The organism is Streptomyces sp. 796.1 (assembly GCF_047525675.1).
Taxonomy (GTDB): domain Bacteria; phylum Actinomycetota; class Actinomycetes; order Streptomycetales; family Streptomycetaceae; genus Streptomyces.
The window spans coordinates 1-18,860 of the sequence record NZ_JBLIWA010000038.1 but is presented as its reverse complement, the minus strand read 5'-3'; the positions used below and the strand labels follow the sequence as shown (position 1 = coordinate 18,860).

Here is an 18,860-nt window from a genome sequence, read left to right as displayed (position 1 = left end):
CACACCGCCCCGTCGCCCCGTCGCCCCGTCGCCCCGTCGCCCCGTCGCCCCGTCGCCCCGTCAAGACAACACCCGGCGATGACCCGCACGGGCCCCGAGCCGGCCGCCAAACCACCCCGCCCCCAACGCGAACCCGTAACCCCCCGTAAGCCCCACCCACCCCAGCCCACTCACCAGAACCCGCCTCCGCCCACCTCACGCCCACAAAAAACCCGTAGGCCCCGTCCACTATGCGGACGGGGCCTACGGCACAGCCTGGTGGGTGGTTGCTGCGCAACCGGTTCCGGGTCGTCAGGCGGCCACCACGTTGACGGCCTCGGTGGGCGCCTTGATCGTCACTCGTTCCTCGGGGACGGACGTCACCGAAGTCACCGACACGGAGTTCAACCTGGGTCTCATGGGCGCCGGCACGGGCTCGCTCGCAGCGGCGGACTGGGCCAGCTCGGCCAGTGCCAGTTCGTCGCTGACCTCGCGCATCACCTGGGACATGCGTACGTCCAAGGCATCGCAGATGGCGGAGAGCAATTCGGAGGACGCTTCCTTCTGTCCTCGCTCGACCTCTGAGAGATAGCCCAGAGACACCCGGGCGGACGAGGAGACCTCGCGCAGCGTCCGGCCCTGGCGCTGACGCTGTCGGCGCAGCACGTCACCCAGCAGGCGACGGAGCAGAATCATCGCTGGCTCCCTCCTCGGACCGCATATCCCGTTCCTTCTCGCCCCACCGTACCGCCTCGGGCTCCGCCCGTGCGGGGGGCGATGTCGTGTTCACTCAGGGCTGCAAACATCAAATCCGCCCGCCCTGTTCCGTATCCTGTGCCCTCGCATTCTCGATCAATTCGCTCTGCATCAGTTCGAGGACGGATGTGACGCTGCGTGCGCGGATTTCTGAGCGACTTCCGGCCAGCGCCAGTTCGACCGTGACGGGCGCACCGGCGGGGCCCACGACCGCGATGTGGACGGTGCCCACCGGCTGGCCGTCCTGCGGGTCCGGGCCGGCGACGCCGGTGGTCGCGGCCCCCCAGTCGGCCCCCAGTGCGCTCCGTACGCCGCTCGCCATCTGGGCCGCGACCTGGGCGTCCACCGCGCCCCGTGCGGCGAGCAGCGCCGCGTCGACGCCGAGCGCGCTGGCCTTGACGTCGGTGGCGTACGCGGTGATCGCACCGCGGAAGGAGCGCGAGGCACCGGGTGCATCGGTGAGCACCGCCGACAGCAGTCCGCCGGTGAGCGATTCGGCCACCGCCACGGTCTCACCGCGCGCCCGCAGCGCTGCGGCCACCTCGGCCGCCAGCGCCGCCCCGGGCAGGTGCGGCCCCGCTTCGGCCCCCTCCGCCGGCCGAGCCGCCGCCGGGGCCTGGCCCACCGATTCCGAACCGGCCGAAACCGGCCCCACCGGGACAGGCCGCACCCCATCCGAATTCACCGCGGCCGAACCCACCGGACCGGGGCCGGCCGGAGCCGGGCCTACCGAACCCAAACCGGCTGGGATAGAGCCCGTCGAACCCGGGCCCACCGAGTCCGTCGCACTCCCGACACCTCTCACGCGCTCCCCGACCCCCGTATGCCCAGCGTTCCTCGCCTGCCCCGCACTTCCCACGGGCACCGCACTCTCCGCGCGTACCGCGCGCTCCGCATTCCCCACGTTCACCGAGGAGTGACGCACCGCGCCGCCCTCACCCTCATCCGCCGAGGTGGTTGCCTCGGTCACTTGATCTCCCCGTCGTTCGGCTCACCGCTCCGGTCCCGGCCCCCGGCCCGGCACCGCACGGGTCAGCGACCCGCTACCGCACCGATTCGCGGTCCGCCCCGGACCGCTCCCCCGCGCTCGCCCGCTCCGCCGCCAGGCCCGCGCGGCGCAGGACGACGGCCTGCCGCACGTAGTCCAGGCCGGTCGCCACGGTCAGTACGACCGCCAGCCCCATCACCCAGAACCGGAGCGTGGCCAGCGGTCCGGTCAGCGCGAGGACGTACATGCCGACCGCGGTCCCCTGGGCCAGGGTCTTCATCTTGCCGCCCCGGCTGGCCGGGATGACCCCGTGCTTGATCACCCAGAAGCGCATCAGGGTGATGCCGATCTCCCGGAACAGGATCACCCCGGTGACCCACCAGGGCAGGTCGTCGAGGACGGACAGGCAGATCAGCGCCGCGCCCATGATCGCCTTGTCCGCTATCGGATCGGCGATCTTGCCGAAGTCGGTGACCAGGTCGTACCGCCGGGCCAGATGGCCGTCGAAGAGGTCGGTGATCATCGCCACCGAGAACGCGGCCCATGCGAAGGAGCGCCAGGCCGGGTCGTAACCGTCGCCGTGCAGCATCAGCAGCACGAAGCCGGGCACCAGCACCAGACGCATCATGGTGAGGATGTTGGCGATGTTCCACAGCCCTACGGTGCGGGCGGCGGGCACCCTCGCCGCACGGGCGCCTCCCGCTGCGGAGGCCGGGACTCCGGTCATCTGCCCGCCCCCTCGGGACACACTTCGGTCAGCGGCTCCGCGATGAGGTCCACGCCCTCCGTCGCGATCACCTTCGCCTCGACCATACGGCCGGGCGCCAGCTCCCGCTCGGTGCGCAACGTCGTCTGTCCGTCGGTCTCCGGTGCCTGGTGCGCGCCCCGGCCGATCGTGCCTTCGCTCTCGTCCACACGGTCCACCAGTACCCGTACGGTCTCGCCCAGACGCTCTTCGGCGCGCTGCGCGGTGAGTTCCTCGGCGAGCCGGGAGACCCGCTCCAGGCGCTCGGCGACCACCTCGGGGGCGAGCTTGTCCGCGTAACCGGCGGCCTCGGTGCCCTCCTCGTCGGAGTAGCCGAAGACGCCGATCGCATCCAGCCGGGCCTCGGTGATGAAGCGCTCAAGCTCCGCGAGATCGGCCTCGCTCTCGCCGGGGAAGCCCACGATGAAGTTGGAGCGCGCGCCGGCCTGCGGGTCCTTGGCCCGGATCTGGCCGAGCAACTCCAGGAAGCGGTCGGTGTCGCCGAACCGGCGCATGGCGCGCAGCACGTCCGGCGCCGAGTGCTGGAAGGACAGGTCGAAGTAGGGCGCGACCTTGTCCGTCGAGGTGAGCACGTCGATCAGGCCGGGCCGCAGCTCGGCGGGCTGGAGGTAGCTGACCCGCACCCGCTCGATGCCGTCCACCCCGGCCAGCTCCGGCAGCAGCGTCTCCAGGAGTCGCAGGTCACCGAGGTCCTTGCCGTACGAGGTGTTGTTCTCGGAGACCAGCATGATCTCCTTCACGCCCTGCTCGGCGAGCCAGCGCGTCTCGTTCAGCACGTCGGCGGGGCGGCGGGAGATGAAGGAGCCGCGGAAGGAGGGGATGGCGCAGAAGGAGCAGCGTCGGTCGCAGCCGGAGGCAAGCTTCACCGAGGCGACCGGGCTGGTGCCCAGGCGCCGCCGGAGCGGGGCCCGCGGGCCGGACGCGGGCGCCACGCCGGCGGGCAGGTCCGCGAGGTCGGCCTGCGGCCCGGCGTCGGGCTCGGCCGCGGCCTCCCCGTGGCCGGGCAGTGCCACCTCGGCGCCCTGCCGCTCGGCGGGGCTGATCGGCAGCAGCTTGCGCCGGTCGCGAGGGGTGTGGGAGGCGTGGACGCCGCCGGCGAGGATGGTGCGCAGCCGGTCGGAGATGTCGGCGTAGTCGTCGAACCCGAGCACGCCGTCGGCCTCCGGCAACGCGTCGGCCAGCTCTTTCCCGTATCTCTCGGCCATGCAACCGACCGCGACCACGGCCTGGGTGCGGCCGTGGTCCTTGAGGTCGTTGGCTTCGAGCAGGGCGTCGACGGAGTCCTTCTTGGCGGCCTCGACGAAACCACAGGTGTTGACGACGGCGACGTCGGCTTCGGAGGCTTCCTCGACGAGCTCCCAGCCATCCGCCGCCAAGCGGCCTGCGAGCTCCTCCGAGTCCACCTCGTTACGGGCGCAGCCAAGAGTGACGAGAGCGACGGTACGGCGTTCGGGCATACGCTCAGACTACTTCGTTCCGGCGCCCGCCCCGGCGCCAAGGGCGCACGAGGCACCTGCCCGGTGTCATCGGGGCCCGGTCGTGCCGCCCCGATTCCGGGTATGCCCGATACGAACCCCTGGTCAGCCGGCTTCCGGGTCCCCCTTGGTGTAGCTCAGCCGCTGCACCTGGCCGTCCTCGCCGACCTCGCGGACCTCCTTGCCGTTCACGAAGAGCTTGACGGCCCCCGCGTCGCCGAGCACCAGGTCGATCCGCTGGGAGTCGGTGAAGGTCTTGGAGACGCCGCGCTCCAGCACGCCGACGTGCAGCAGCCGCCCGTTGTGGTCCTTGGCCGAGATCCACGCCTGCCGGTCGGCGGCGGTGAGCTTGACCGTCACCTTGTTGGCCGGTGCGGCGGCGATGGCGCTCTCGGTCGGGTCGGGCTTGGGGTCGGCGGGCTTGCTCGGCTTGCCCTTCTCCGGCGTGTCGGAGGGCTTGGCCGTGCCGGTGCTGTCGGCCGCGGTGCTGGCCTCGCCGCCGTCCCCGCCGGAGACCAGCGTGAAGCCGACGAAGCCGACGACGGCCACGATCGCGGCCACCATCGCGGCGGTCCAGTTCGGGCGGCGCGGCTCGGAGCGGATGCGTTCGGCCTCGAAGAGCGGCGCGGCGCCGGTCGGCTCGGGGCGACCGCCGTGCTCCTCGTCGAACTGGGCGATCAGCGGTGCCGGGTCGACCCCGACGGCGCGGGCCAGCGAACGGATGTGGCCTCTCGCGTAGACGTCGCCACCGCAGCGGGAGAAGTCATCCTGTTCGATGCCGTGCACGATGGGGATGCGCACCCGGGTGGCGGTACTGACCTCGTCGACGGTCAGTCCGGCACCGATCCGGGCCTGCTGGAGGACGCGACCGACGGAAGGGCGGTCGTCTGCGGAGGAGTTGCCGATGGACACGAGGGTGCCTTTCGAGCGTGTAGCCACCTGCTGGATGTTCAGTCTAGGGGTGGTACGAAAGGGTCGGGCAAGCGGGAGGCCGGACTTTGTACGCCATCAGAATGGCCGCACCTGACCCGACTGCGGGCAGTATCCGGTGCCCCCTTCAACTTGACGTATCAGCCGGGGAAACGGTTGCCCGTAACCTTATGACGAGTCTTCCTCACCACGGATCACGGCGAGGACTCCATCCAGCTCATCGGGCTTGACGAGCACGTCTCGGGCCTTGGAGCCCTCGCTGGGCCCGACGATGTTCCGGGACTCCATCAGGTCCATCAGCCGGCCCGCCTTCGCGAAGCCCACCCGCAGCTTGCGCTGCAACATCGACGTGGAGCCGAACTGGGTGGAGACCACCAGCTCCGCGGCCTGGCACAGCAGGTCGAGGTCGTCGCCGATGTCCTCGTCGATCTCCTTCTTCTTCGCCGTCCCCACCGTCACGTCGTCCCGGAAGACCGGCGCCATCTGGTCCTTGCAGTGCTGGACCACGGCGCCCACCTCCTCCTCCGTGACGAAGGCGCCCTGCATCCGGACCGGCTTGTTCGCACCCATCGGGAGGAAGAGGCCGTCACCCTTGCCGATGAGCTTCTCCGCCCCCGGCTGGTCGAGGATCACCCGGCTGTCGGCGAGCGAGGAGGTGGCGAACGCGAGCCGGGAGGGGACGTTCGCCTTGATCAGCCCGGTGACCACGTCGACCGACGGCCGCTGCGTCGCCAGCACCAGGTGGATGCCGGCGGCCCGGGCGAGTTGGGTGATGCGCACGATCGCGTCCTCCACGTCGCGCGGCGCCACCATCATCAGGTCGGCCAACTCGTCCACGATGACCAGCAGGTACGGGTACGGCGTCAGCTCGCGCTCGCTGCCGTCGGGCGGGTTGACCTTGCCGGCGCGCACCGCGGCGTTGAAGTCGTCGATGTGCCGGAAGCCGTAGGCGGCCAGGTCGTCGTAGCGCAGGTCCATCTCGCGCACGACCCACTGCAACGCCTCGGCGGCCCGCTTCGGATTGGTGATGATCGGCGTGATCAGGTGCGGGATGCCCTCGTACGCGGTCAGCTCGACGCGCTTGGGGTCCACCAGGACCATCCGTACGTCCTCCGGCGTGGCCCGCATCATGATCGAGGTGATCAGGCAGTTGATGCAGGAGGACTTGCCGGAGCCGGTCGCGCCCGCCACCAGTACGTGCGGCATCTTCGCCAGGTTGGCCATCACGTAGCCGCCCTCGACGTCCTTGCCGAGCGCCACCAGCATCGGGTGTTCGTCGCCCGCCGAGTCGGCCAGCCGCAGTACGTCGCCGACGTTGACCATCTCGCGGTCGGTGTTGGGGATTTCGATGCCGACCGCTGACTTGCCGGGGATCGGGCTGATGATCCGTACGTCGGGGCTGGCGACGGCGTAGGCGATGTTCTTGGTCAGCGCGGTGATCCGCTCGACCTTGACGGCCGGGCCGAGCTCGACCTCGTAGCGGGTGACCGTCGGGCCGCGGGTGAAGCCGGTGACCGACGCGTCCACCTTGAACTCGGTGAACACGTTGGTCAGCGAGGCCACCACGGCGTCGTTGGCGGCGCTGCGGGTCTTGCCGGGTCCGCCGCGCTCCAGCAGGTCGAGCGAGGGCAGCGCGTAGGTGATGTCCCCGGCGAGTTGCAGTTGCTCGGCGCGCGGCTGGAGGCCGCCGGGGCGCTCGGGCAGGTCGCCGGGTTCGGGCGTGGGCCGGGTCAGGTCGGGCACCTGCTCCACGGCCTTGCCCGCCGCGGCGCCCGGGCGCTCCGGCCGCTGGCCCGCGCCGTTCGCGGTGCTGCGGGCGCCGGGGGCGGTGCTGGTTTCGCTGCTGATGCCGCTGCTGAGCCCGGCCACCAGCGGCGAGGGCTGCACGCCGTGCAGCACCGCGCCGTCGAGTGCGGCGGCTGCTGCCGCCGCCACGTCGACCGCGTCCATCGGCCGGCTCTGCGGCAGTTCCACGGCGCCGGTGTCCGCGACGGGTGCGGCCTTGCGGGTCCTGCGCCGCTTGCTGAGCGCGGCCTCTTCGGCCCGCTCGGGGTCGGAGCCGGCGGCGTCCTCGGCGCCGGCCCTGCGCCGCGAGCGCTTGGCGGGTGCCTGCCGCCACTCCTCCGCGTACTCGTCCTCGTCGTCGTAGGCGCCGCCGACTTCCTCCTCCGCGCGCTCGCCGTCGTCGATGAGGCCGAGCCTGACCAGCAGTTGGCGGGCCCGCTGCGGAATCCGGTTGACCGGTGTCGCGGTCACCACGAGCAGGCCGAAGATGGTCAGCAGCACGAGCAGGGCGACGGCCAGCGGCTCACGGACGGTGGTGATCAGCGGTTGGGACGCCCCCCAGCCGATCAGCCCGCCGGCGTCCTGCATCGCCTCGGTGCCCTCCTCGCGGCTCGGCGCCCCGCAGGCGATGTGGACCTGCCCCAACACGCCGAGCACCAGGGCGGAGAGGCCGATCACGATGCGGCCGTTGGCTTCCGGCTTCTCCGGGTGGCGGAAGAGCCGCATGGCCATGATGGCGAACAGGATCGGCACCACCAGGTCGAGCCGGCCGAACGTCGCGGTCACCAACATTTCGACCAGGTCGCCGACCGGGCCGTCCAGATTGGACCAGGTGCCCCCGGCGACCACCAGCGCGACCCCGAACAGCAGCAGGGCCATCCCGTCCTTGCGGTGCGCCGGGTCCAGGCCCCGCGCCCCGCGACCGATCCCGCGGAACATCGCTCCCACACCGCGCGCCAGCCCCCGCCACACCGCACGCACCGCGCGCAGCAGACCGCCGGTGGGGGACGGTGCGGGTTTGGCCGCGGCCTTCTTCGCCGGCGCCTTCTTCGCGGGTGCGGCCGACTTCTTGGCGGGCGCCTTCTTGGCAGCCGTCTTCTTCGCGGGTTTCGCAGCAGCCTTCTTGGCAGCTCCTCCGGCGGACTGCTTCGAGGTGCCCGCCGCGCTCGGGGAACCCTTGCCGGACGTACGAGAAGCCATGCGCCGAGGTTACCCGGGACGGCCGTATGGGGCACGCACGCCCAGGGCTTTCTCCTGGGACACCTGCTGCCGCCCGGGCTGCGGGGAGACCACGGACACGAGGGATGCGAGGGGCGGGGAGTACGAGGCATGCGGCGCGCTCCGGGAGCCGGCCGGGCCGAGAGGGACGCGGGCGACAGCGGGCGCCCCGGCCCCGCCGGGCGAGGACGCACCAGTCGCGCGGAGCACGAGGCAGCGTCAGGGCCCGGGCACCGCACCCGGTCTGAGGAGCAGCCAGCAACCCCACGGGCCGGGGGCCGAGCCGTCGACCGGCACGCGGCACGGGTGGCGCGCGGCCGAAGCGCGGTACGGGGGCGGAGAGCAGTGCGGGGTCAGAGAGCAGTGCGGGACGGACGGTCAAGAAGTGCCGGAAAGAGAACGGCCGCCTCGCACACCGGTCGGTGGCTGGCGGCGTCCCGGGGCGCGCCGGTCGGGTGGGTGTCGGCGGCGCCCCCGTGCGTGGCGGGTCAGTTCGCCGACGGCAGCGGGCTCGCGCCGCTCCCCGCCCCCGGCTCCAACGCGTCCAGCGCCCTGCGCAGCCCGGTGAGCTTGCGCTCCAGGTGGGCGGCGGTGGCCACGGCTGCGGCGTCTGACGACTCGTCGAGCTGCTTGGACAGCGCCTCGGCCTGCTCCTCCACGGCCGCCAGACGCGCGGACAGCTCGGCGAGCAGCCCCGCGGGCTCCTTGGCCTCCGCGACCGGCTGCTGACCGCCGTCCAACTGGAGCCGCAGCAGCGCGGCCTGCTCCCGCAGTTGGCAGTTCTTCGTATACAGCTCGACGAAGACCGACACCTTGGCGCGCAGCACCCACGGGTCGAACGGCTTGGAGATGTAGTCCACGGCGCCCGCCGCGTACCCGCGGAAGGTGTGGTGCGGGCCGTGGTTGATCGCGGTGAGGAAGATGATCGGGATGTCCCGGGTCCGCTCCCTGCGCTTGATGTGCGCGGCCGTCTCGAAGCCGTCCATGCCGGGCATCTGCACGTCCAGCAGGATGACCGCGAAGTCGTCCGTCAACAGCGCCTTGAGCGCTTCCTCCCCTGACGATGCCCGCACCAGCGTCTGGTCCAGCGCGGAGAGAATGGCCTCCAACGCCAGCAGATTCTCCGGCCGGTCATCGACCAGGAGGATCTTGGCCTTCTGCACCATGCCTCGTCCTCCTCGCCCCGGCATGGGGTCCCCCCAGCTCGAAGTGGTGAGGGATGCACCGGGCGCCGCCCCGGGGGACGACTCCCTTACGCCGCCCGCCCTTGTGCCGGTCATGGTAGCCGCACCCCGCTGTTCGCCACACCCTGTCACCGCGATGTCACTGTGCACGTAACAGAAAACGCAGTGGAGGACGAGAAGGTTCCCCGAATGCCACGTTCCCACACGCATGTGGCCACGGTCCGTCAACAAATCCGCCGGGCGGCGCCCCCCGTCCAGTACGCTCCGTCACCCTTCGCGCATCCAGTGCCGCATCACGGTCAGCAGGTGATCGGTGTCCACCGGCTTCGTGACGTAGTCGGACGCCCCGGCCTCGATGCTCTTCTCCCGGTCGCCCTTCATCGCCTTGGCGGTCAGCGCCACGATGGGCAGGCCGGCGAACTGCGGCATCCGGCGGATCGCCGCCGTCGTGGCGTAGCCGTCCATCTCGGGCATCATGATGTCCATCAGCACCAGCACCACGTCGTCGTGCTGCTCCAGGACCTCGATCCCCTCGCGTCCGTTCTCGGCGTACAGCACCTGGAGCCCGTGCCGCTCCAACACGCTGGTCAGGGCGAACACATTGCGGATGTCGTCATCGACGATGAGCACCTTCTCGCCGTCGAACCCGCCCGCGCCGTTCGGCTCGGCCACCAGGTCCTGGCCGGCGAGCAGCCACGGCTCCGGCGGCTGGCCGCCAGCCGCCCGCCGGGCCGGCTGGCGCTCGCGCGGCGCCGGCGCGCTCCGCTTGGCCCCGTCCTGTTCCCCGGCCCCACTTGGCGCACTCGCTCCCGGCTGCGGCGCACGCGCGGCCGATGGCGCCCTCAGCTCGGCCGCGGACTCCGGCTCCACGCCCGCCGCCGGCGCCGTACCCGCCTCGTCCGCACCCGCCTCCGCCGGCCGTACCGCCGCAGCCGCCTCGATGGCCGGTGTGCCGGCGCCGCCCGCGGACAACTCCGGGTAGCCGGGCGCAGGCAGGTCATCGGGCCTGAGCGGGAGGTAGAGGGTGAAGGTGGAGCCGCGGCCCGGCTGGCTGTCGGCGTGGATCTCACCACCCAGCAGCCGGGCGATCTCCCGGCTGATGGACAGCCCGAGCCCGGTGCCGCCGTACTTGCGGCTGGTCGTGCCGTCCGCCTGCTTGAACGCCTCGAAGATCACTCGCATCTTGCTGGCGGCGATGCCGATGCCGGTGTCGGTGACCGAGAACGCGATGATCTTGGAGTCCATGTCGCGCAGCCCGCCGTGCTCAAGGAGCTGCTCCCTGATGGCGTCGGGCACATCGGCCTCGGCCGGCCTGATGACCAGTTCCACCGCGCCCACGTCGGTGAACTTCACCGCGTTGGAGAGCAGGTTGCGCAGCACCTGGAGGAGCCGCTGGTCATCGGTGTGCAACGTGGCCGGCAGCTCGGGCGAGACCCGTACGGAGAAGTCGAGCCCCTTCTCCGCGGTGAGCGGCCGGAAGGTGGCCTCCACGTAGTCCACGAGCTGGACCACCGCGATCCGGGTCAGGCTGACGTCCATCTTGCCCGCCTCGACCTTGGAGAGGTCCAGGATGTCGTTGATGAGCTGGAGCAGGTCGGAACCGGCTCCGTGGATCGTCTCGGCGAACTCCACCTGCTTGGGCGAGAGGTTCCCGTCCGCGTTGTCGGCCAGCAACTTGGCCAGGATCAGCAGCGAGTTGAGCGGGGTGCGCAGCTCGTGCGACATGTTGGCCAGGAACTCTGACTTGTAGCGCATCGACACCGCGAGTTGCTCGGCGCGCTCCTCCAGCCCCTGGCGGGCGTCCTCGATCTCGGTGTTCTTGACCTCGATATCGCGGTTCTGCCGGGCGAGCCGGTCCGACTTCTCCTCCAACTCCGCGTTGGACGCCTGGAGCGCCTTCTGCCGGTTCTCCAACTCGGCCGACCGCTCGCGCAGTTGCTCGGTGAGCTCCTGCGACTGCTTGAGCAGCACCTCGGTCTTGATGTTGACGCTGATGGTGTTGACGCTGGTGCCGATCATCTCGGCGATCTGGTTGAGGAAGTCCTTCTGGATCTGTGTGAAGCACTGGAAGGACGCCAGCTCGATCACGCCGAGCACCTGCCCCTCGAAGAGCACCGGCAACACGATGACCTGCGCCGGCGGCGCCTCACCGAGCCCGGAGCCGATCTTGAGGTACCCGGCCGGCACGTTCTCCACCAAGATGGTGCGCTTCTCCTCGGCGGCCGTGCCGATCAGCCCGTCGCCGGGCTCGAAGGTGGTGGGCATGTCGCGCTTGGAGTAGCCGTACCCACCGATCATGCGCAGCTCGTACGCGCCGGCGCCGGACCCGTCCCCGGTGTCCTGGCCGGTGTCGATGGCGTCCCCGATGGGCGTGGCCAGGAAGAACGCGCCGTGCTGGGCGGCGACCACCGGCGTCAGCTCGCTCATGATGAGCCGCGCCACGTCCTCCAGGTCCCGGCGGCCCTGCATCAGCCCCGAGATGCGCGCCAGATTGCCCTTGAGCCAGTCCTGCTCCTTGTTGGCCAGGGTCGTCTCGCGCAGGTTGGCGATCATCGTGTTGATGTTGTCCTGGAGCTCCAGGATCTCGCCCGCCGCATCCGCCTTGATCTTGAGGTTGAGGTCGCCACGGGTCACCGCGGTGGCGACCTCGGCGATGGCGCGCACCTGCCGGGTGAGGTTGCCGGCCATCTCGTTCACCGACTCGGTCAGGTCCTGCCAGGTGCCGGCCACGTCCCGCACCCGCGCCTGGCCACCGAGCTGCCCCTCGGTGCCCACCTCCCGCGCCACCCGGGTGACCTGCTCGGCGAACGAGGAGAGCTGGTCCACCATCGTGTTGATGGTCGTCTTCAGCGCGAGGATCTCGCCCCGCGCATCGATGTCGATCTTCTTGGTGAGGTCGCCCTTGGCGATGGCGGTGGTCACCATCGCGATGTTGCGGACCTGGCCGGTCAGGTTGGAGGCCATGCCGTTCACCGAGTCGGTGAGGTCCTTCCACGTGCCCGCCACGCCCGGCACCCGCGCCTGCCCGCCCAGGATGCCGTCGGTGCCCACCTCGCGCGCCACGCGCGTCACCTCGTCGGCGAACGAGGACAACGTGGTGACCATGGTGTTCACCGTGTCGGCGAGCTGGGCGACCTCGCCGCGCGCCTCGACGGTGACCTTCTTGGTCAAGTCGCCGTTGGCGACCGCGGACGACACGTCGGAGATGTTGCGCACCTGGATGGTCAGGTTGTTGGCCATCAGGTTGACGTTGTCGCTCAGGTCCTTCCAGATGCCGGTCACCCCCGGCACCCGGGCCTGACCGCCGAGCTGCCCTTCCGTACCCACCTCGCGGGCGACGCGGGTGACCTGCTCGGCGAAGGACGACAACTGGTCGACCATCGTGTTGACCGTGGTGACCAGCGCGAGGATCTCGCCCTTGGCGTCCACCGTGACCTTCTTGGACAGGTCGCCCTTGGCGACCGCGGTGGTGACCTCGGCGATGTTGCGGACCTGCGAGGTCAGGTTGTTCGCCATGAAGTTCACCGACTGGGTGAGGTCCTTCCAGGTGCCCGAGACGCCCTGCACCTCGGCCTGGCCACCGAGCATGCCCTCGGTGCCCACCTCACGCGCCACCCGCGTCACCTCGTCCGCGAACGAGGAGAGCTGGTCCACCATCGTGTTGAGGGTGTTCTTCAGCTCCAGGATCTCGCCCCGCGCGTCCACGTCGATCTTCTGCGACAGGTCACCGCGCGCCACCGCCGTCGCGACCTGCGCGATGTTACGGACCTGGGCGGTCAGGTTCCCCGCCATCCCGTTCACCGAGTCGGTCAGGTCACGCCAGACCCCGGCGACGCCCGGCACCTGCGCCTGGCCGCCGAGCCGGCCGTCCGTACCCACCTCGCGGGCCACCCGCGTCACCTGCTCGGCGAAGGCCGAGAGCTGGTCGACCATCGTGTTGATGGTGTTCTTCAGCTCCAGGATCTCCCCGCGCGCGTCCACGTCGATCTTCTGCGACAGGTCACCACGCGCCACCGCCGTCGTCACCTGCGCGATCTGCCGCACCTGCGACGTCAGGTTCCCGGCCATGAAGTTGACGGAGTCCGTCAGCTCCTTCCAGGTGCCGCTCACGCCGTCCACCTGGGCCTGACCGCCGAGCCGCCCCTCGGTGCCCACGTCCCGCGCCATCCGCGTGACCTGGTCCGCGAACGAGGAGAGCTGGTCGACCATCGTGTTCACGGTGTTCTTGAGCTGGAGCATCTCACCGGACACGTCGACGGTGACCTTCTGCGACAGGTCTCCGTTGGCCACCGCCGTCGTCACCTGCGCGATGTTGCGCACCTGGCCGGTGAGGTTGCGGAATGCGGTGTTGACCGAGTCGGTCAGGTCCTTCCAGGTACCGGCGGCACCCGGCACCTGCGCCTGACCGCCGAGCTCACCCTCGACGCCGACCTCCCGGGCCACCCGCGTCACCTCGGCGCCGAACGAGGAGAGCTGGTCCACCATGGTGTTGACGGTGTTCTTCAGCTCCAGCATCTCGCCGTAGACGTCGACGGTGACCTTCTGCCCGAGATCGCCGTTGGCCACCGCCGTCGTCACCTGCGCGATGTCCCGCACCTGCGTGGTGACGTTACGGAACGCGGTGTTCACCGAATCCGTCAGGTCCTTCCAGGTGCCCGCGGCACCCGGCACCTGCGCCTGACCGCCCAGCAGCCCCTCGGCCCCGACCTCACTGGCCACCCGGGTGACCTCGTCCGCGAAGGTGCGCAACGTCTCGGTCATGGTGTTGATGGTGTCCGCGAGCTGCGCGATCTCACCGCGCGCACTGACCGTGACCTTCTGCGACAGGTCACCGTTGGCGACCGCCGTCGTCACCTGGGCGATGCCGCGCACCTGCGCGGTCAGGTTGCCGGCCATCAGGTTGACCGAGTCGGTGAGGTCCTTCCAGACTCCGGCCACGCCCGGCACCTGCGCCTGACCGCCGAGCTCGCCCTCGGTGCCCACCTCCCGGGCCACCCGCGTCACCTCGGACGCGAACGAGGAGAGCTGGTCGACCATCGTGTTGACGGTGTTCTTCAGCTCCAGCATCTCGCCGGCCACGTGCACCGTGACCTTGCGCGACAGGTCGCCCTTGGCCACCGCGGTCGTCACCAGCGCGATGTCGCGCACCTGCGCCGTCAGCCGGGACGCCATCGTGTTGACCGAGTCGGTGAGGTCCTTCCAGGACCCCGACATGCCCCGCACCTTGGCCTGGCCGCCGAGCTTGCCCTCCGTACCGACCTCGCTCGCCACGCGCGTCACCTCGTCGGTGAACGCCGAGAGCTGGTCCACCAGGCCGTTGACGGTGCGCCCGACCTTCAGGAACTCCCCGCGCAGCGGATGCGCCGCCCCGTCCGCACCGCGCGAGCGCAGGTCCATCCGCTGCTCAAGGTCGCCCTCGGCAACGGCCGAAAGGACCCGTCCGACCTCGGACACCGGCCGTACGAGATCGTCGACGAGCGCGTTGGACGCGTCGATCGCCGCGGCCCAGGACCCCTCGCAGGCGCCGGTCTCCAGCCGCTCCGTGAGCTTCCCCTCACGCCCGACGACCCGCCGCACCCGCGCCAGCTCCCCGGTGAGCTGCACATTGCGGTCGGCGACCTCGTTGAAGACGGCGGCGATCTCCGCCATGACGCCCTCGCCCGAGACCGTCAGGCGTTTCCGGAAATTGCCGTCCCGCATGGCAGTCAGCGCCGTCAGCAGCCGGTTCAAGGCCGCCGTGTCCACCTCGGTCGTCCCGTTCGTACGGGTACGTCCGCTCTTTGCGCGCGTGCTCGTGCCCCGCGCGGCTGCGCCAGACTCCACCGTATGCCTCCCGCAGGGTCGACCGTGCTCGTCGGGCTCTCTTTTGAGCCTTCCCAGTGTTTCACCATGGCCCAACCAGGCCATAACAGTTCGGCAGCATCGCACACCACCGAGGACGCGCTCGGGGTGGATTCACAGCGGACTGGCATCCGCGCGCTCGGCGAAGGTAAGTAACCTGGCATTCGGCTAGGCATCGGAGGGGCGCTGCGACATGGGTGAGCAGATCGCCGAGACACGCATGAGGAGACCTGTGATCACCGCGCGGGCAGCCGCCACCTTCGACCCGGTCGGCCGCTCCGTCGCCGCCGCCCGCGCCTTCGTCCGCGACACGCTGCAAGGCTGGGGCTTCACCGACGTCGTCGACGACGCAGTGGTCCTGACCAGCGAACTCGTCACCAACGCGGTGGTGCACGCGGGCACCGCGGCCGATGTCGCCTGCCTACGCACCGAGGACGGCGTGCGCGTGGAGGTCGCCGACCGCTACCCCGAGCGCGAGGTCCCGCTGCAAAGCGCCGGAGTGCACTTCGGCAGCCCGGACCGCGAAGGCGGCCGGGGACTGCTGCTATGCGCCGCCCTCGCCTCCCGCTGGGGCGTGGAGTACACCGCCACGTACAAGCAGGTCTGGTTCCAGCTCGACCTCCCCGACCGTCCCGCCGGCACCCGCTCGGCCGGCCCCGCGCTCCCCGCCGAGGCGCTGCCGGTCACCGACGCGCGGGTGCGGGTCGCGGTCATCCAGATCGACGGCCCCGGCGCCATCAGCTCCTGGAACGAGGACGCGCAGGAGCTCTTCGGCTTCGGCCCCGAGCAGGTCACCGGCAAGCCCCTCACCGACTTCGCGGCCTGGCCGCACACCCCGGGCACCAGCACCGGCATCGCCGAGGCCCTCCAGCTCTCCCGTTGGGAGGGCTCGTACGGCATCCGCGGCGCCGACGGCCGCGTCATCCCCGTCTACGCCTCCCACCTGCGGGTGCGGGACGCGGACGGCGATCCCTCCACCGTCTGCCTGCTCGTCCGCGACCACGAGCGCGCCGTGCTCCAGACCCCCTCGCGCAGCTCAGCCGCCGACAGCACCTCGGCCATCGAGCGCGGCTCGGCCAACGACGCCTTCGAGGTCTTCATCGGCTCACCGGCCCCCGACGACCTCGACGGGCTGCTCCAGCGCACCGTCGAGCGGGCCCGGGACATGCTCGACGGCGACAGCGCCTACCTGCTGCTGGCCACCGACGACGAGACCGAACTCGAAGTCCGCGCCTCCACCGGCCTGCCCTCCTCCAGGCAGCGCTTCGCCCGGGTGCCCGTCGAGGCCGGCTCGGGGCGGTACGGATCGGCGCGGATGCCCGCCGTCCACGAGGACCTCAGCGCCGTGCCGGGCGCCGTGCCGCTGCTCAGCAACACCGGTATGCGCTCGGTCGTCACGGTCCCGCTCAAGGTCGAGGGCCGGCTGACGGGTTCGCTCGGCGTCGCCGCCGAAACCCCCGGCCGGTACAGCAACGAGGAGGCCCTGCGGCTCCAGTTCGCCGCCGACCGCATCGCGCTGGCCGTCGAGTCCGCCCGGCTGACCGAACTGGAACGGCTGCGCCGCGGCTCGCTCTCCTTCCTCGTCGAGGCGTCCGACCTGCTCGCCGGCACCCTGGACCGGGACCAGACGCTGGCCCTGATGGCCCAGATGACGGTGCCGACACTGGCCAGTTGGTGCGCCGTGTACACCATCGCCGACCCGGCGTCCGAGCCCGAGTTGTCGTACGTGCTGCACGAGGACGAGGACCGCATCGACGGGCTCAAGGCCCTGCTGGCGAAGGTCGAGCCGCCCGAGCCGGTCACCACGCCTGGCGCCCGGGTGTGGACGGCGCCGTCGGCCGCCGCCCACGCCGCCGCGCTCCGCACCTCGCTGCGCAGCCTGGGCCTCGGCGACTCCGTACGGCCAGCGACCGGCCCCGGCACGTCGCTGGCGACCGCGTCCGCCGTGGGCGGCGAGACGGTCGTCCTGCCGCTGCTCGCCCGCAACCGGGTGATCGGCATGCTGACCCTCGGCAAGCCCACCGACGAGCACTTCCGCCAGGAGATCCTCGAACTCGCCGAGGACCTCTCCCGCCGCGCCGCCCTCGCCCTGGACAACGCCCGCCTGTACTCCGAGCGCACCGCCATCAGCCAGTCGCTCCAGCGCAGCCTGCTGCCCCCGGAACTGCCCGAGGTGCCGGGCGTGGAGGTGGAGGTCATCTACCGGGCGGCCGGCGAGGGCAACGAGGTGGGCGGCGACTTCTACGACCTGTTCCCGATCCGCGACGGCGCGTACGGCTTCGCGATCGGCGACGTGTGCGGTACGGGCCCGGAGGCCGCAGCCGTGACCGGCCTGGCCCGCCACGCGCTGCGGCTGCTGGCCCGCGAGGGCTTCGGCGGCCCGGCCGTCCTGGAGCGGCTGAACGCGGCCATCCTCGACGAGGGCGCCCGCAGCCGCTTCCTGACCCTGCTGTACGGCGAGTTGTGGCCGCAGGACGACGGCAGCGCGGTCCTGAAGATCGTGTGCGCCGGCCACCCGCTGCCACTGCGACTGCGCCAGAGCGGCCAGGTGGAAGCCGCGGCCGAACCACAGCCGCTGCTCGGCGTCATGGACGACCTGGAGCTGTACGAGCAGACGGTGGCCCTGGACCCCGGCGACGTACTGCTGTGCGTCACCGACGGCGTCACCGAGCGCCGGGAGGGCACCCGCATGCTCGGCGACGACGGCCTGATCGACGTGCTGACCACGTGTACGGGCCTCACGGCTGGCGCGGTCGCCGCCCGGGTGCTGCGCGCGGTGGAACGCTTCGCCGCGGAGCCCGCATCGGACGACATGGCCATCTTGGCGATGCGCGTCCCCGAGCCCCAACTCGCCGGCCACAGCGGCTAGCCGGGCAGTGCGGCTGGCTGATCGGCCAGCCGCGGACGGCCCCCGAGAACCGCACGGGGATATCACCGGCGGGCATGCAAAAGGCCCCCGCCCAGAGGGCGAGGGCCTTTCTTTGGAGCCCCAATACGGAATCGAACCGTAGACCTTCTCCTTACCATGGAGACGCTCTGCCGACTGAGCTATTGGGGCGCAGCGACGAGAAAAATCTTACCCGAACTCGCGAGCGCTTTTGACCACTCCGCTGCCCGAACCGGCGGCAGGACCGACGTGGTTCGGTCGCCTCACCCAGCAGGTTGCAGAAGACCACCGAGCGCGTTGCACGCGGACACGACGCGCTGCAACTCCCGCCGGGTCATCTCGGCGGCCAGCGGCAGCTCCAACGATTCGTCACAGGCGCGCTCGGTCTCGGCGAGCCAGAGTTCGCGCCGGAACGCGGCGCTGCGGTGCACGGGGGTGGGCAGGGGTGCCCGGCAGTCCACTCCACGGGCCCGTAGCGCCCGGGCGAACGCGTCCCGGTCCGGCCGCCCGTTGCCCGGCACCCGCACCACGTACTTCTGGTAGCCGTGCTCGGCCGCCCGCTGGGCACAGGGCGTGCGGACGCCCTTGAGCCGGGCGGTGAGGTACTGCGCGTGTGCGCGCCGGCGCGCGATGGCCGCGGTCGGCTCGGCTTCCAGGCCGTGTCCGAGTACCGGTACGCGGTGCCTACGGCTGACGTCGCCGAGGGCGGCCAGGTCCGCAGGATGCCCAAAGGTGTGGACCGCCACCACTGCGGCGGTCCGCTCGGTCATCGCGCCCTCCACCGAGGCCGCGGACAGACAGAAGGTGACGGGATCTATGTCGGCGAACACCGGCTCGGCCCCGACCGACAGCACCACGTGCGCCGTCTCGCACACGTCGTACGAGGGCACGATCACTTCATCACCGGACCGTACGCCCGCCCGCGCCAGCTCACATCGCAGCTCATCCGCTGGTGTCACCATACGAGCGATAGTGCCCAGGGAACGTGAACGCCGAGTGACCTACAGCACAACGCAGAAGAGCCTTGTTGGGACCACGGTCCCAACAAGGC

10 protein-coding genes and 1 tRNA gene are annotated in these 18,860 nt (G+C 71.0%); 1 reads left to right on the top strand and 10 read right to left on the bottom strand.

Annotated elements, in window-relative coordinates:
- Window positions 1-291 precede the first annotated feature (291 nt).
- The 8 genes from ACMA1D_RS23560 to ACMA1D_RS23525 all read right to left on the bottom strand — a co-directional run bounded on the left by ACMA1D_RS23560 (window position 292) and on the right by ACMA1D_RS23525 (window position 14,904).
- The gene (locus tag ACMA1D_RS23560) at window positions 292-675 is read right to left on the bottom strand and encodes a helix-turn-helix domain-containing protein (protein ID WP_414726001.1); all 384 of its coding nucleotides are present in this window, start codon (window positions 673-675) and stop codon (window positions 292-294) included.
- A gap of 109 nt (window positions 676-784) precedes the next feature.
- Window positions 785-1,303, bottom strand: a complete 519-nt coding sequence (locus tag ACMA1D_RS23555; protein ID WP_414726073.1) for a CinA family protein — start codon at window positions 1,301-1,303, stop codon at window positions 785-787.
- Window positions 1,304-1,778: 475 nt separating this feature from the next.
- Window positions 1,779-2,450 carry a CDP-diacylglycerol--glycerol-3-phosphate 3-phosphatidyltransferase gene (pgsA, locus tag ACMA1D_RS23550; RefSeq protein ID WP_414726000.1) on the bottom strand — a complete coding sequence of 224 codons (672 nt, stop codon included), beginning with the start codon at window positions 2,448-2,450 and terminating at the stop codon, window positions 1,779-1,781.
- A complete protein-coding gene (rimO, locus tag ACMA1D_RS23545) occupies window positions 2,447-3,946 on the bottom strand; it encodes a 30S ribosomal protein S12 methylthiotransferase RimO (RefSeq protein WP_414725999.1) in 1,500 nt (499 codons plus the stop codon). Before rimO ends, pgsA begins: the two co-directional genes overlap by 4 nt.
- A gap of 123 nt (window positions 3,947-4,069) precedes the next feature.
- On the bottom strand, window positions 4,070-4,876 hold the full coding sequence (locus tag ACMA1D_RS23540) for a helix-turn-helix domain-containing protein (RefSeq protein ID WP_414726072.1): 807 nt from the start codon (window positions 4,874-4,876) through the stop codon (window positions 4,070-4,072).
- A 186-nt stretch (window positions 4,877-5,062) separates the two neighbouring features.
- Window positions 5,063-7,879 (bottom strand): DNA translocase FtsK, encoded by a 2,817-nt coding sequence (locus tag ACMA1D_RS23535; RefSeq protein ID WP_414725998.1) that lies wholly within the window; start codon window positions 7,877-7,879, stop codon window positions 5,063-5,065.
- 506 nt (window positions 7,880-8,385) lie between these two features.
- Window positions 8,386-9,063, bottom strand: coding sequence for a two-component system response regulator (locus ACMA1D_RS23530; protein WP_414725997.1), 678 nt, complete (start codon window positions 9,061-9,063; stop codon window positions 8,386-8,388).
- Window positions 9,064-9,348: 285 nt separating this feature from the next.
- Window positions 9,349-14,904: a HAMP domain-containing protein gene (locus ACMA1D_RS23525; protein WP_414725996.1), complete on the bottom strand. Its 5,556-nt coding sequence runs from the start codon at window positions 14,902-14,904 to the stop codon at window positions 9,349-9,351.
- A gap of 250 nt (window positions 14,905-15,154) precedes the next feature.
- Between ACMA1D_RS23525 and ACMA1D_RS23520 the strand changes: the two genes are divergently transcribed.
- Window positions 15,155-17,791 (top strand): SpoIIE family protein phosphatase, encoded by a 2,637-nt coding sequence (locus ACMA1D_RS23520; protein ID WP_414726071.1) that lies wholly within the window; start codon window positions 15,155-15,157, stop codon window positions 17,789-17,791.
- A 113-nt stretch (window positions 17,792-17,904) separates the two neighbouring features.
- Here ACMA1D_RS23520 and ACMA1D_RS23515 read toward each other — a convergent pair.
- Together ACMA1D_RS23515 and ACMA1D_RS23510 are read right to left on the bottom strand one after the other, a co-directional pair.
- A tRNA-Thr gene (locus ACMA1D_RS23515) sits at window positions 17,905-17,980 on the bottom strand.
- A 92-nt stretch (window positions 17,981-18,072) separates the two neighbouring features.
- Window positions 18,073-18,771 carry a DegT/DnrJ/EryC1/StrS family aminotransferase gene (locus ACMA1D_RS23510; RefSeq protein WP_414725995.1) on the bottom strand — a complete coding sequence of 233 codons (699 nt, stop codon included), beginning with the start codon at window positions 18,769-18,771 and terminating at the stop codon, window positions 18,073-18,075.
- Window positions 18,772-18,860 lie beyond the last annotated feature (89 nt).

What these genes read in the sequence shown, in the direction of transcription:
- ACMA1D_RS23530 (WP_414725997.1), bottom strand. Translation starts at nt 9,063, where the DNA reads ATGGTGCAGAAGGCCAAGATCCTCCTGGTCGATGACCGGCCGGAGAAT.
- pgsA (WP_414726000.1), bottom strand. Translation starts at nt 2,450, where the DNA reads ATGACCGGAGTCCCGGCCTCCGCAGCGGGAGGCGCCCGTGCGGCGAGG.
- ACMA1D_RS23535 (WP_414725998.1), bottom strand. Translation starts at nt 7,879, where the DNA reads ATGGCTTCTCGTACGTCCGGCAAGGGTTCCCCGAGCGCGGCGGGCACC.
- rimO (WP_414725999.1), bottom strand. Translation starts at nt 3,946, where the DNA reads ATGCCCGAACGCCGTACCGTCGCTCTCGTCACTCTTGGCTGCGCCCGT.
- ACMA1D_RS23560 (WP_414726001.1), bottom strand. Translation starts at nt 675, where the DNA reads ATGATTCTGCTCCGTCGCCTGCTGGGTGACGTGCTGCGCCGACAGCGT.
- ACMA1D_RS23510 (WP_414725995.1), bottom strand. Translation starts at nt 18,771, where the DNA reads ATGGTGACACCAGCGGATGAGCTGCGATGTGAGCTGGCGCGGGCGGGC.